Origin of the sequence: Kothea flammea (genome assembly GCF_052161645.1) — a bacterium.
Classification (GTDB): Bacteria; Planctomycetota; Planctomycetia; order Pirellulales; family Pirellulaceae; genus Laterigemmans.
In genome coordinates, this window is record NZ_CP197414.1 from 525326 (window position 1) to 539057 (window position 13732).

Genomic DNA, 13732 nt, shown 5'->3' on the forward strand with positions numbered 1-13732 from the left:
GTCTGTTCCTTACCAAGTGTATGTCAGTTTAAGGACGGTTGCTGCGGTGGCAATGGTCAGCGGCACGATCAACTGCTTGCCATCTTCGACGTCAACAATCCGCGCTTCGTGATCGGAGTCGATGCGGACAATCAGCCCGTTGTCGATTTGAAAACCACCACTCTCCAGCGGTTCGATGGTTTGGCCGCTGGCGGCGCGAAATCGCAAGTCGTCGCGAGGCTCGGGACTTTGCAAAGTTACGCTGCGATGGAGCAGGGGAGTATCTTTGGCGTCAGCAAGTTGATCGACAAAATAATCTTCCACGTCGATCCCGTCGAAGCGATATCGGAACCTGGGGCGCTGTTGCGAGTCGAGTTGATAGCCTTTGAATTGATGTCGCGGCGGACGGTCTTCGTCGACCACCCACGGACGGGTGCGTGAATCAAAGTCGGGGCCCGCGGCGAAACGATGCAGTGGTTTGCCAAGAGGTCGCACTTGCCCGTGCCCTTGGCTGCGCCAGACGCCGCCGGGGTCGACAAAGTCACCTTGCCAGATCATTCCCAGCCGCATTTGCTCGGCATCGAAGGCCAGGTTGACGCGATGCGGATAGCCCACACCAATTCCTCGTTTTCCGATCCCCGGATAGCTGCGGCGGAGCATCACCGCTTCGTCGGTCGCCAACAAGGCCATCGGTTCGATCACCACGCCGCGTGGCTGACGAGCCTGCCTGCCTTCGAGCAAATATTGCCAGGTGGCTTCGATTTGCCGGTCAACATCGCCCTCCAAAATGTCTTTCCGCATCGCCTGGTTCGCGGGCCAAAATGAGGGCATCACGGTGTTGGGGCTGAGGCTTTGCGGGTCGCGCATGTAATGATAAAACCAACGCTTCTGCAACCGTTCGGCCATCTCCGTGAGATCGACCGCTGGCATGTTGAGCGCTTCCTTTAACTGGAACGTATGGCAGGCCACACAGTTCAAACCATCGCTGCCGACGATCTGAAAGCCAGCCTCGCGGAGCTCCTTGGCGTCGTTGGCGTCCTTGGCGTCGTTGACCTCGGCAAACTTGGTCTCCGACAATTGGTCCACTTGCTCAAATAACTCGGCCAGGTGGCCCACATTCTCGCTGCCGAATTGAGGCATGCGGGTCAGCAGGTAGGGTCGAATGGGACGCCCGCTGCCCAGCACCTGCCGCAACCAACGGGGCTGCAGTTTGGCTCCCACGTTACTCAGCGTGGGCGGGATGCGGCCTTGCGGTCCCAAGTTGGGATTGGTCGTTTTAAAGTGGGGATTGCGTTCGTCGGAAACACCTCCCAAACCGTCACGTTGATGGCAATGCAAGCACCGAAAAGCCAGCAGGGAAACGGTCAGTTGGTCGTCGCGACTGAGTGCCTCACCAACTTCCTGCAGGCCAGATGCTTGCAGGCCCGTCCTCAGCAGCGTCCGCTGTTCTTCGTCGAGGTTGAACGCTGGCCACTCCCCGCTGACGCCCGACAGGCAACCTTGGGCGAGGTCCAGCTGGGCCAGCGTCATGCCGATTGCTGCTGTATCTGTTGCGGCTTCTGAGACAATGTCGAGATGGCAAGCAGCGCAGCCCTGGCGGAGAAAATGCTCGCGGCCTCGCGCGACGAGCTGCTGATCGAACTCGGCTGACTCGATTTGGCTCTGCTCGATTGGATCTTGATTATTTAGATCTTGCTCAGCTGGTCTGCCCGAGCTCAACAAATAGCTAGCAATATCAATCGCTTCCCAGTGGGTTAATTGCAGGTGGGGCATTCTCCCCGAGGGGCGGACGGCCAGCGGGTCACGCAGGAAAGCAGTCAGCGCAGCGAGGCTATACTTTTCAGCCAACTCGCCCAGCGGCACCGAGCTGGTCGCTAGTGTTTCGCCGCCGGTGTCGTCGCGTGGTGAGTGGCACGCCACGCAGCCGACGCTGTGAAATAGCGTTTCGCCGCGAGCGGGCGAAGCGGGTTCGTCGCGGCTTTCCGCTGGCATCGCAACCGCCGCGTCGCTGGCCGCGGGTTTCGCCAGCGAGCGGAGGTAGAGCGTGATCTCGGCCGCTGTTTGCCGGCGCTCTTCGGCGGGTAAATTCGCCAACATTGCCGGCATCGTGGTGCCCGGTTTGACTTGCTGCGGGTTAGCAATGAATTGCTCCAACCAAGCCGGTTGGAGGTGGGCGGCAGACCAACTTAACTTGGGTGGCTGCTTTGCCGAAACGAGCAGGTGATGTTCGGAAGCGGCGTGGCAGGCAACGCAGTTCAGTGCTTGCAGCAAGGCCAAACCCTGGTGCTTGGCGGGGGCCGCTGTCGCTTGTCCTGCTATTCGGCCATTATTCTTACCAGTGTTATCGCCGGCTGTCGGCTGCGGGCTGGACGAGCCGGGTAACCGCGAGAGTTCATACACGTAGCGGACGAGATCGAGGAACTGTTGGCGGTCGCGCAGCTGGTCGACAAGGTTTTCCGGCATCGCGGAGATTTGACTGGGAACGACTTCTTCCACTTCTTGGCGATCCAAGCGGATGATCGCCAGGTCATCGCCGCTGCTGCGCAGCTCGAGCTGCGAGGCGGTTTCGCGAATGATTTTGCCGGTGACGATTTGCCCCGTTGTGGTCAGCACGTTGACGACCGCGAACCCTTCGCGAATCTGCTTGGACGGCTCCAGTAACGACTCCACCAAGTGCGCGATGGTGACTTGATCGCCCAGGCCGCTGAGGTTTGGCCCCAGCAGTTTTTGGTCAGCTCCGCCATGGCATCGTGAGCAGCTGATGTTGGGCTGGGTGTAAAGGATCGCACCTCGCACTGAGCTGCCTTGCGCGAGCACGTCGTCAGACAATACCTGCGGCGATTCGCTCAGCAATTTCTCCCGCAGCGAAGGTTTTTCCTCCGCGGGCTGCGCGGAGGCTTGCTGTCTGCAGGCGAACAGGCTGGTGACAATCAAACAAAAAACAAACGGGTGTCTCAACAAGCGAAGCATATACGTCAAAAGTCCTGGCGATAAACGTAGAGGCAACCGAGCAGCAACATCACAAACGTAAAGCCTCCGCAGGTGGCGAGGGGGCGAACGATATTCAGCGATTCGCGTTGCACGTCATTCCCGGTAATAATTTCCACATCGCTGCGGCCGCAGATTAACGCGATTACGGTTTCGCCGAGTTCGCCGGTTTGTGGCAAGATGTTACGCAGCGGCGTGACGACCCAAGCGTCGACCGTTCGCCAGATATCTCGCTGTGGTGCGAGGGCTTGTTTTATTTCGCCAGATTTTGGATCGATGGCAGTCAAGGAATCGATGTGGTGGGCGATCCAAATGTTGCCCTCCGGGCCGTTGGTGATCGATTCGATGCTGCCTTGGTAGGGCAGGGCAGCTTCCTGCAACTTCGGCGCGTCGCTGAGCGCGATCTCGGAGACGCGGTGCGTGGAGAGCAGCAGCAACACGCTTGCTTGATCTCCCGTGGACACCATGTCGACGACAGATTGGGTGTCGGGGAATTCAAGCTCGCTGAGTAGCTGCAAGCTCTCGCTGTTGAGGATGCGAATCGCTTCTCCCTTGCGAGCCAAAACCGTGTGCGTGGTAGTGGCGGCGAGCGTCACCGGGAGTGTGCTATCGCCATCGCTAAGAATCGTCGAGGCGACTACTTTCCAAGGACCGCCGCCGGCCAAGGCTGATCCGCCAGCGTCCGCGGCTGACTCGCCGTTCTCGTTCTCGCTCTCGTTCGTGGGACTGACGCGATAAATACTGCCGGCGCTGTAGATCACAACGTCATTCGTATTGGCGACGGGGACCATCCGCGCGGGTGCGACAAAGCCGATCGTCGGTGGTGTGACTTTGGTGAAGGCGCTGGTTTGTTTGCCGAGCAGATTTTGGATACCGGCGAATAAACCTCGCGGTTTGTCCGCGTCGGCTTCTTCTTCGGGTTGTAACAAGTTGTCCGCGGCGATGTGGTATAAACCGTTGGTGGAAAGTGCCAACAGCCCGCCATCGGCTGCCGCCATGATTTGCATCGTACCACGCGGCAGTGTGACCCCGAGTTCTTCTTTCCAGTCGGCTTGGGGGTCGAAAACCTTCAGCGGTTCCTCGTCACCGAAACTGCCGAAACCCTGTTGAAAGCTGGTCGTGGCGACCACGCGACCATCGGCTAAAACGGCTGGTCCCAAGATTCTGGAAACGTTGCCAAATTGGCCCGTGATGATCGATTTCGGTTCGCTTTGGTCGGTGGCCAAGTATTGCAGTGCGTTGGCGTTGGTAACTGTTAACACGCCCTGCTGTAAGGGAGCCGTTAGCTTCACTTTAGCTGGTCCGGTTACGAAGCCGTCGGAGATGCCGGCGATCTGTCCGGTAACAAAACAGCCCAGCCAAAAGAGCACGGTGATGACCACCGAGACGACGGCGCTCCGCCAATGCAGACCGGCAAACGCCGAGACGCTGTAGTAGACCGCAAACAGGAAGACAAACACGGGGATGCTGTAAAACAGACGCCCGTTCCAAATGTCGAATCGGAGCCCGGCGATTAGCCATAACCCGCTGACCAACAACGACACGCAGAGCAGCACAAACGCGCAGCCGCCAATGAATTTGGCAATGAACAATGCGGGTCGCGAGACCGGTTTGCTTAACAGCAAATGCAACGAACCGGGTTGGAACATTTCTGGGATGATCGGGCTGGTTACCAAAATACCAATGAAGACAGCTCCCACACCCAGCAGCAAATTCAGGATCGCCGGCAAGATGAACTGGTTCATGATTTCCGTGAATCGCTCTTGGCGAAAAGGCAGCTCGCCGGGCGTTTCCCAGATGGCGTAAGTGATCTGCAGGGAGCGATCGGGGCGGGGGCGAAAGACGCCGGGCAGGGCAGCTTCGATTCGCAACCGGGCGCGGCGACGTTTCAGGCGATTTTCCATTTGATCGCCGTCGAGTTCATCCAGTTCCCGCAACTCGGCCAAACGCAGGGTGCCTGTCCAAGTCTCAGCGTTGAACCACTCATCGCTTTCGGTAAGGTCGTTCAGCGCGGAGATAAAGCGGCTGCGATCGAGGTTGGAATCTTTGCCTTCCACTTTGGCACGCAGCTCTTTCTGGAAATCGGCGGGCAACGCCGTCGCGATCCGTTTGGCTGGGCTGTCACGATCCGCTTCCAAACCCTCGGCCAACATGCCGGCGAGCCGGTCGAGCGAATTAATGTCGCGCCGGTTGAAGTCGACGGTGTAAATTTCGCGGTAGCCAAAAGGGGCCAGGATCAGCAAAAACAGCACAATCGAGGCGAGCATGATCCAGAGGACTCGCGAAGCGAACGCTGCGCGAAAGGAGTCTGTAATGATGGCCAGATAGGGTCGCATAAGTATTCAGTAGGCGGAAGCGTGAAGAAGTCGATAATAAGCCGAGCAAGTCGTCGGCCTGACGAGCTGGGGCAACCAGCTGGGCCAACGCGGTGGGGCACAATGAAATCGTCGCGGCTAACTCGTCGCGACAGCCCGTTCCGCGTCACCGGTGCGGACAATGCCCAAGAAAATATCTTCCAAACTGGGGCGTTTGATCTCCAGGCGAGCCAAGCTGACGCCGGCCGCTCGCAGCCGATCGATGCAGTCGTCGGTCTCCGCTTGGTTTTCCACGCTGATCGAGATCGGGACCGAGTCGCGACCAATGGCCACGTCGATGATCGGTTCGCCGAGCGGAGTCAGCGCCGTCATGGCCGCGTCGGCTTGGTCGGCCTGCACGTGGATCACCAGCGTGCCAAAGCGGGTGACTTCGGTCAGGTCGTCGATGGAGCCCAGGGAGCGAAGCGTTCCGTGGGTCATGATCGCCACCCGATCGCAAACCAACTCGACCTCTTGAAGAATATGACTGTTCATGAGCACGCTCTTGCCTTCGTCCCCCAGCCGACGCAGCAAATTTCTAACGTCCGAACGACCAACCGGATCGAGGCCGTCAGTCGGTTCGTCGAGAATAAGCAGGTCGGGGTCGTGCAGCAGGGCTTGTGCCAGGCCCAGGCGCTGGTTCATCCCTTTGCTGAATTGGCGGATTGCTTCTTTGTCCCGCCCTTTCAGCCCCACCAGTTCAATCAGTTCATCCAGCCGCTTTTCCAAAGCAGCTCCCGCGAGGTTGCTGAGGCGACCGTAAAAACGCAGGGCGGTGCGGGCCGTGTGGTGCCGCTCGACGCGGAGATTTTCAGGTAAGTAACCGATGCGATGCCGGCTGGCCACCGAGCCGGCAGGTTTGCCTAGCACGGTCGCGCTGCCGCCGCTGCGACGAACAATCCCCAGCAGCACCTTAATCAACGTCGTTTTTCCGGCCCCGTTGGGCCCCAGCAGGCCAAAGACTTCGCCGGGGCGGACCTGCAAAGATACGCCCCGAAGCGCCGGGACCTTATTGCGGGAGAGCCAACCTGAACGGTACGTCTTTTTCAGGTCGTTTACTTCGATGATCGCAGGTGCGGAGTCAGACGAGCCGTTTGCCATACCAGATTATTACATTGGGGAGCGCGTGGAAGAGTAACCTACAGCACGATTGTAAGCAGTAATCGTTGTAGCAGGTTCGTCCCCCACCCAGCAAAATTGGCTTTTTTGCCGATTTGCTCCCCCTTTTTTATCTCCAGCTGGGAAATAGGATGCGTTTAACCGTCAGCCGAAGGCGAACGCGCTCCCATTACAAGTACGCCTGCGGCTGACTGTTTAACGAGGGTCCCGCCAAGCTGGCCCTCATTAAACGTTAATGTGCTCAAACGGCGATGGCCAAGCGGAGCAACAAGTAGGCGATCGTCGCCACCGTGGCCGCGACGAGGGCGGCGATCAGAAAGCGTTGCGCAGGGTCTCGCCAAGACGGACGCAGTCGCTGGCCGCCGTATACGTGCCGAAAACGATCCCGCTGCTCGGGTGCTTCGAAGACACCATCTTCGACTAATTCATGGAGCCCGTATTGAATCGAATATTCGACCGCTCCATAAATGGGATTGCGGCGATCCAATTCGTTGACACCCTGGCCGTCAAAGTACCAGAGTTGCCGACCGTAACTGGCGTGCGACTCCGGTTGGTCGTCGACACAGCGAAAACGGTCGATTCGTGATCGTTCCAAACAATAACGACCGCGGATCAAGGCGCGATGTGAATCGGCAGCCACTTGCCGCAGCGTTTGTTCGGAAAATTGTTTGTCACTCGTATTTGGTTGCACCGGCCACTCCCTCCCGGGGCCATAATAGTGCGGACAATCTCGCTGTAGTGTCCGCCTCAATTTTGAATAACACACCGTAGCTCATTATATCAACCTGCGTACGCAGACGTCACGCCAATAATTTTTTAAACCTTTCCGCGGATTTTCTGGATGATTGATAACCGTTCGCTCAAATGGCCAATCACGCTAGGCGTGGTGATGATTGTGCTAGTGATCATCGTGCTCATCGGCTGGGTCTTGGTGAACGCCTTCGCGGCAGTCGGCAACAAGGAATCGGCTCCCGCCTACTGGGCGCTGCTGGCAATCGGAACAGTGGTGCTGGGCTGTATCCTGGCTGGGGTGATCGTCTATCTCGTCTTTTCCGTCCGCGCGGTGAACTTGAATCGCCGACAATCGAACTTTGTCGACAGTGTCACGCACGAACTGAAAAGTCCCATCGCATCACTGAAACTGTACCTGCAGACTTTATCACTGCGGCAAGTCAGTGACGAGCAACGCCGTGATTTTCATCGTTATATGTTAGCCGATGTCGAGCGACTCGATCAATTAATTAATCATTTGCTCGACGCGGCTCGTGTCGATCGAGGCTCGACGAACCAACGCTGGGAGGATTGTCGCTTGGACGAAATTCTCGCCCAGTGTGCGGGGAACGTCGCCGTGCGATACCATTTGTCGGAAGATGCGATCGATCTCGATGCCGACCCCATTGTCGTGCGGGGCAACCCGGTTGATTTGGCAATCGTGTTTCGAAATCTACTCGATAACGCGGTAAAATATGGAGGCTCACCCCCCGTCGTTACGATTATCGCCCGCTGCGTGGAGGGCGAGGGCAAGGTGTACGTGATCGATAATGGGCCAGGGATTCCACGAAAATTGCGGCGGAAGATCTTTGGCCGCTTCGTGCGTCTGGGGGATGAACTGGAACGCAGCAAGCAGGGGACCGGGTTGGGGCTGTACCTCGTCCGCACCGTCGTCCGCTCGCTCGGTGGCAGCGTGCGGGTTCGCGATCGGCGGGGCTGCCCGGGGACCGAATTCGAGGTTACTTTCCCGAATGTCAAAGCGGGTGGTCGCACATCGGGCAAGCCGCAGAAAAATACCGTTTTGGACCAGTTTAGACCGCTAGTCATCGAACAAACACAAGTCGACGTTGATTAAACTTTTTGGGGTTAACCCATTCGCTTGCTCCGGAGCAGACTCGCAGACCCATGGCCCATCACATCTTGGTCGTCGAAGACGAGGAACATTTGGGGGTTGGTATCAAATACAACCTAGAGGCGGAAGGCTATCGCGTGACGTTGGCCGGCGACGGTCCCACCGCGCTCCGCCGGATTGATCACGACGCAGCTTCGATCGATCTGATCGTGCTCGATCTGATGTTGCCCGGGATGAGTGGTTACGCGGTCTGCGAAACAATTCGTGATCGTGGCCTGACAATTCCCGTATTGATGCTTTCCGCTCGCACGCTGACCGAGGACCGCACACGGGGGTTCGATGTCGGCGCCAATCAGTACATGGCAAAGCCGTTCGACCTTGATGAACTGATCAGCCGCGTGAAAAATTTGCTGCAATTGGCTGGCGGAAAAGATTCGCGAGTCAAAAAAACCAAAGCTCCGCTCGTGACCGAAGCCTGTTTCGGCCGCATGCAGGTGAATTTTCAGTCGCACGAAGTGACAATTGCCGATGAACCGGTGAAAATGACTCCCAAGGAATTGCGATTGTTGCAGTATCTAATCAGCAACGAGGGACGCGTGATCACACGGCAAGAGTTATTGACCGAAGTCTGGGAAGTCAGCGGCAATTTGCAAACCCGCTCGGTGGACCAATTCGTCGCCCGACTGCGAAAAATCGTCGAAGCCAACGTGGCCGAACCAAAGCACATCCTCACCATTCGGGATGTCGGCTATCGGTTCGTCAGTGAAGCAACCTAAATGCCCGAAGTAACCTAAAGACCCCAGCATTTTGCCAACGGCGCATAAAATCTCGCAGCCGGCGCATAAAAAAAGCTCCCGGATAGTACGAGTCCTAGGGGGGCGGAGGACTACGCGCTAAATACCCGGGAGCCGGTGGTTTGGTGGTCGCTGGTCAGGAGTTGTGGTTCCCTCTCAGCGATGGGCGGAGAATAGGGACAGAGGGGCCGCGGGGTCAAGGCGGATTTGAGAAACTTCTCAAAAATCTGTTTTTTCCCAACAGGCCAGCGTTTGATCTGCCGAGTGCAGCGGCTGATCGGCAAGCATATCGAGACAAAGATTTAGCATTTGCGGAAAGTCGGCCGCTTGGTGACTGTTGGCCAAAGCCACCGTGACCGACTTTTGGGCTTGGCGAAATTCGCTGGCACCGTCGGAAGCATAGTTGACTCCAGTGCGAATGCGTTCCGCTCGCGTCACGGCCCCTTCCGGGCTCAAGCTGGGCATGCCAATTAGAATCGTTTTCGCATCCAGCAAACCAATGCGATCGACAGCTCGCACGACCGAACGAATCGTCCTCGCCACCATTCGCAAATCTTCAAAATCGGGTTGACCTTGGGCGGTTGCCGCTTGGCCGAGGGGAGCCGCTTGGCCCGCTGAATGATGATCGATCCGCACCATCGCCGTCACGAAGATGGCCCCGGAAGCTTGCACGTTGGTGGCAAACTCGCTGAACTCGCGAATTAGCCGCGAGCCAATGGGCAAACCCTGCAAACAACGGGGCAGTCCGCTGAAATTCGGCTCTTGAGGTAGCAGGCGAGTGATCTCGGCTTCCAGTTTTTCCGCTTCCGAGAGTGGGCGGGGGGGAGCGGCAGAGGTGGGCTCGCCCCGCGGGGTGAGCCGTTCCATTGTGTCGCCCAGCTGGGCATAGCCGCAGTTCCGCTCATTCGCCTTCGATTCGTACAACGCGGCGTCGGCGCGGGCGATCCACTCGTCGACCGTTTCGCAGCCAGTCCACTCGGCCAACCCGCTGCTGCTGGTGACTCGCAGGTGCTGGCCCTCAAAGACGATCTCGCGATCGGCAATCGAGGCCCGCGTCTGCTCGGCAAGCGCTCGGCAGTCGACCATGGTGGTGTCGCCAAAGACCACGGCGAACTCCTCTCCGCCATAACGGGCCACCATCCCGTGAGCTCCAATGCGATGCTCGATATGCTTGGCTACCCGCTTCAGCACTTCGTCGCCGGTCAAGTGCCCGTAGGCGTCGTTAAACTTCTTGAAGTGGTCGATGTCGAGCAGCATCAGCGTGCTCGGCTGAGGCGGTTGCCGACGCATCAAGTCATGCATGTAATCGTCTAAGGCTCGCCGGTTGGCGATTTGCGTCAGTTGGTCGGTGACCGCTTGTTGCTGAGCCGATTGCAGCAACATCGATTGCTCCTCAAATCGGCTTTGTGCCTCGGAGAGCTGAACTCGCAGCGTGTCGCTAGCGTCGAGCAGGCGGTTCATGGCAGCGAAAATGGCATCCGGATGTCGCACCAAATCGACTTCTTTCAGCGATTCGGTAAGTGATTGCACCTGCAGCTGGTGCGTGTCCACCCCGGCTGCCGTGTTTTCAGTCAACGTCCGCAGTCGCAGCGTTATTTGTTCGAGCCGAGCTTTTTCCAGCTGATTGTCGGGTTGCGCAGCCTGCACCGGTGCTAGGGCCTGCGGGGTCGCTTCAGCCCTAGGTGGAGAGGAGGTTTGGGGAGGGGGCATAATGAGGGATGGATAAGCCAACCAACCACACAACATGCCCGCCAAACCGCAGCTAATTGCCACCAATATGTCGATAAACATGAATTGAAATATGCTCTGGGGCGGTAACCATCAGCCGCGTACGCACGCTGTTTGGACGCCTGTTAACACAAGCACATACGTCACGTTTGCCGACTGGGCAAACTGGCCAGAGCCAAAGCCAACTCGCTAGAGTGGTTAAGCGGCGTTAGCCAGGTAAATGGGGTAAAGCCGAGTTGCTGACAATTGAAATCATTTTCGAATTTACTGCGGGAGTTGCTTGACAATCACCCCCGCGCGGCGCTAGTTTGAAAAGCGTCAGGCCCCCGTAAGGAGACTACTCCGCCATGACTACAAAAACGCCTTTCGGCGTCCCCACCGACCATCATGTCCCCAGCGAACATCACGGCACCGCTCTTCCAGCAGGCCGCTTTCCACTCCAGAAACCCGATTCGCTTGCTCAAGAAGCGCTCGCTTCGAGTGCCATTTTCGATTTGCGTGAATTGTCGGTCCAACGGCAAGGCGAGTCGCTGTTGATCAGCGGGCGGGTCAATTGTTTCTATCACAAGCAGTTGGCCCAAGAGACTGTTCGCCCGCACGCCGCCAACCTCCGCGTCGTTAACGAAGTTTCAGTGGTTCGCTAACTTTCCGGCGAACCGCCGATGCCCGCCGTCACCCGCTCCACGGCTTGCCATAACTCGGCTTCTCCGCTGGTGATTTCCAGCTCGATCCGTAGCGCCCAGAGCGGGCAGCCGCCAAGCTTAGTCGTTCTTAATTTGACCAAGTCTTTGTGCGTGCACAGCACCAACAACTCGGGATGTCGGCGGCGGTGCTCTTCAATCCAGCTTACCAGTGCATCGACCACCGGCCGGTCATAGGGACAATGGTCGGGCAATTGGCGAGTGGCCTGCAGGTTGATGCCCAGTTGTTGCAGCGAATCAAAGAAGGGTTGCGGGTTGCCGATTCCAGCGAACGCGACCGCCTCGCGACCGGACAGTGTCTCCAGCCGGGTTTCCAGCCCAGTCTCCAGCCCAGTCTCCAGCCCAGTCTCCAGCCGGCTTTGCGGTGGTTGGTGCGCGAGCCAGCCGGTGGGCGCGTGATCGCAAGTGCCCAGCGGTATCGCCGGCGCCAGTTTCCGGATCGTTGATTGGATCTCCGCCAACCGTTCCGCAGTGACGCGGCTCGAGCGGCTGATCATGATGAAGTCGGCTCGCCGCAAGCCGCTGAGCGGTTCGCGGAGTAGGCCAGCGGGCAACAGCCGACCGTAGCCAAAGGGGCAGGTGGCGTCGATCATCACCAAATCGAGGTCACGCTTCAAGCGGCGATGTTGGAAACCATCGTCCAGCACGATCGCTTGCATTTCCAGTTCCTCGACGGCCGCCTCCGCCGCCGCGACTCGGTCGGGGTTCTGCAAATGGGGCACGTCGGGCAGCGTTTCGGCCAGTTCCCGCGCTTCGTCATTGCTGCCCGTTTGATCGCTGCCGTAGCCACGGCTGATCAAGCAGACGCGAATCTTACGCTGTCGTAAATGACCAGCCAGGGCGGCCACCATCGGCGTCTTGCCGGTGCCGCCGGCGGTGATGTTGCCGACCGAGATGACCGGCACGGCGGCACGGAATTGATCGCTGCGGCCGTTGTTGTAGCGGTGATTTCGCCAGCGAACGACCAGGCCGTAGGGCAGGGCGGCGAGCCGCAGGGCCAACCGGGCGACGATCGCCCAAGGTTGTCGCTGGCGGGGATCGAGGATCGCTCGATAGTCCATTTACATGCGATCGCAAATCGCTTGCGCCATCTCTTGGGTGCCGACCGCGGTGGGGTCGTCACGATGCGGCTTGAGATCGTAGGTCACCGATTTGCCCTCGGCAATCACATCGCTGACCGCTTGCTCCAAACGGGCTGCGGCGTCCATCTCATTCAAATGGCGGAGCATCAACATGGCTGAGAGAATTAAAGCGGTGGGGTTGACCTTATTTTGTCCTTTATACTTTGGTGCGCTGCCGTGAGTGGCTTCGAAAACGGCTCCGTTGGGACCGATGTTCGCGCCCGGCGCCATGCCCAAGCCACCAATGATGCCGGCTCCCAAATCACTGACGATGTCGCCGTAAAGATTAGGCAGCACGAGCACGTCATACAGTTCGGGCTTCTGGGTCAACTGCATGCACATGTTGTCAACGATCCGTTCCTCGAACTCGATCGTGGGATAATCCTTAGCGACTTGCGTGGCCGTTTCCAGGTACAGCCCATCGCTGTATTTCATGATGTTCGCTTTGTGGACCGCCGTCACTTTCTTGCGTCCGTGTTTGACCGCGTAATCAAACGCGCAGCGCACAATCCGTTCGGTCCCGCTGCGGCTGATCGGTTTGATCGAGATGCCAGTTTCTTCGCCGCTGGTTTTGACTTTGCGATCCGATGGCAAGCCGTTGATAAAGTCGATCAACTGGGAGGTTTCTGGTTTGCCAGCCTCGAATTCGACCCCCGCGTAGAGGTCTTCGGTGTTCTCCCGCACGATTACGATGTCGACACCGAGTTCACTGAAATAACTGCGAACACCCGGATAGTGCTTGCAAGGACGAATGCAGGCGAACAGTCCCAGTTCTTGGCGGAGGTAAACGTTGATACTGCGAAAGCCGGTACCGACGGGTGTGGTGATGGGAGCTTTCAACGCACACTTGGTGCGCCGCACGGATTCGATGGTGTCGTCGGGGATCGGCGTGCCACGGGTTTCCATGCAATCGACACCCGCTTCGCGAACGTCCCAATTGATGTCCACGCCGGTCGCATCCACACACTTGCGGGCCGCTTCGGCTAGTTCCGGTCCCGTACCATCGCCAGTGATCAACGTGACTTCGTGGGCCATCGATTTCGCTCCTAGGATCTGCTTAAACTCGGTTGAATGGGAGTTGGGAAACTAACCGAAGGACCATCGA

10 protein-coding genes are annotated in these 13732 nt (G+C 58.1%); 3 read left to right on the forward strand and 7 right to left on the reverse strand.

The annotated features are described in order from the left end of the window. Positions 1–9: 9 nt before the first annotated feature. The 4 genes from SH139x_RS01750 to SH139x_RS01765 form a co-directional block, all read right to left on the reverse strand. Entirely contained in the window at positions 10–2949 is a 2940-nt protein-coding gene (locus SH139x_RS01750) for a c-type cytochrome (RefSeq protein ID WP_488353571.1), read from the reverse strand. A 5-nt stretch (positions 2950–2954) separates the two neighbouring features. Beyond that, on the reverse strand, positions 2955–5303 hold the full coding sequence (locus tag SH139x_RS01755; protein WP_488353572.1) for an ABC transporter permease: 2349 nt from the start codon (positions 5301–5303) through the stop codon (positions 2955–2957). A gap of 117 nt (positions 5304–5420) precedes the next feature. After that, entirely contained in the window at positions 5421–6422 is a 1002-nt protein-coding gene (locus tag SH139x_RS01760; RefSeq protein WP_488353573.1) for an ABC transporter ATP-binding protein, read from the reverse strand. Positions 6423–6681: 259 nt separating this feature from the next. Further along, complete coding sequence (locus SH139x_RS01765) at positions 6682–7131, reverse strand: hypothetical protein (protein WP_488353574.1); 450 nt, start codon at positions 7129–7131, stop codon at positions 6682–6684. 150 nt (positions 7132–7281) lie between these two features. Between SH139x_RS01765 and SH139x_RS01770 the strand changes: the two genes are divergently transcribed. Together SH139x_RS01770 and SH139x_RS01775 are read left to right on the forward strand one after the other, a co-directional pair. Beyond that, positions 7282–8286, forward strand: a complete 1005-nt coding sequence (locus tag SH139x_RS01770) for a sensor histidine kinase (protein ID WP_488353575.1) — start codon at positions 7282–7284, stop codon at positions 8284–8286. 50 nt (positions 8287–8336) lie between these two features. Further along, positions 8337–9059: a response regulator transcription factor gene (locus tag SH139x_RS01775; RefSeq protein WP_488353576.1), complete on the forward strand. Its 723-nt coding sequence runs from the start codon at positions 8337–8339 to the stop codon at positions 9057–9059. A gap of 237 nt (positions 9060–9296) precedes the next feature. Here SH139x_RS01775 and SH139x_RS01780 read toward each other — a convergent pair whose 3' ends face one another. Then, on the reverse strand, positions 9297–10868 hold the full coding sequence (locus SH139x_RS01780; RefSeq protein ID WP_488353577.1) for a GGDEF domain-containing protein: 1572 nt from the start codon (positions 10866–10868) through the stop codon (positions 9297–9299). Between the two features lie 284 nt (positions 10869–11152). On the opposite strand from SH139x_RS01780, the gene SH139x_RS01785 reads away from it, so the two are divergent. Continuing rightward, entirely contained in the window at positions 11153–11449 is a 297-nt protein-coding gene (locus tag SH139x_RS01785) for a BON domain-containing protein (protein ID WP_488353578.1), read from the forward strand. Here the strand turns inward: SH139x_RS01785 and lpxK are convergent. Both lpxK and SH139x_RS01795 read right to left on the reverse strand, forming a co-directional pair. Continuing rightward, the gene (gene lpxK, locus SH139x_RS01790; protein ID WP_488353579.1) at positions 11446–12567 is read right to left on the reverse strand and encodes a tetraacyldisaccharide 4'-kinase; all 1122 of its coding nucleotides are present in this window, start codon (positions 12565–12567) and stop codon (positions 11446–11448) included. The two genes, SH139x_RS01785 and lpxK, sit on opposite strands and share 4 nt — an antisense overlap. Further along, positions 12568–13662: an isocitrate/isopropylmalate dehydrogenase family protein gene (locus SH139x_RS01795; RefSeq protein WP_488353580.1), complete on the reverse strand. Its 1095-nt coding sequence runs from the start codon at positions 13660–13662 to the stop codon at positions 12568–12570. Positions 13663–13732 lie beyond the last annotated feature (70 nt).

Coding starts and splice junctions, on each gene's coding strand:
- SH139x_RS01795 (WP_488353580.1), bottom strand. CDS start 13,662: ATGGCCCACGAAGTCACGTTGATCACTGGCGATGGTACGGGACCGGAA.
- SH139x_RS01775 (WP_488353576.1), top strand. CDS start 8,337: ATGGCCCATCACATCTTGGTCGTCGAAGACGAGGAACATTTGGGGGTT.
- SH139x_RS01770 (WP_488353575.1), top strand. CDS start 7,282: ATGATTGATAACCGTTCGCTCAAATGGCCAATCACGCTAGGCGTGGTG.
- lpxK (WP_488353579.1), bottom strand. CDS start 12,567: ATGGACTATCGAGCGATCCTCGATCCCCGCCAGCGACAACCTTGGGCG.
- SH139x_RS01750 (WP_488353571.1), bottom strand. CDS start 2,949: ATGCTTCGCTTGTTGAGACACCCGTTTGTTTTTTGTTTGATTGTCACC.
- SH139x_RS01755 (WP_488353572.1), bottom strand. CDS start 5,303: ATGCGACCCTATCTGGCCATCATTACAGACTCCTTTCGCGCAGCGTTC.
- SH139x_RS01785 (WP_488353578.1), top strand. CDS start 11,153: ATGACTACAAAAACGCCTTTCGGCGTCCCCACCGACCATCATGTCCCC.
- SH139x_RS01780 (WP_488353577.1), bottom strand. CDS start 10,868: ATGTTTATCGACATATTGGTGGCAATTAGCTGCGGTTTGGCGGGCATG.
- SH139x_RS01760 (WP_488353573.1), bottom strand. CDS start 6,422: ATGGCAAACGGCTCGTCTGACTCCGCACCTGCGATCATCGAAGTAAAC.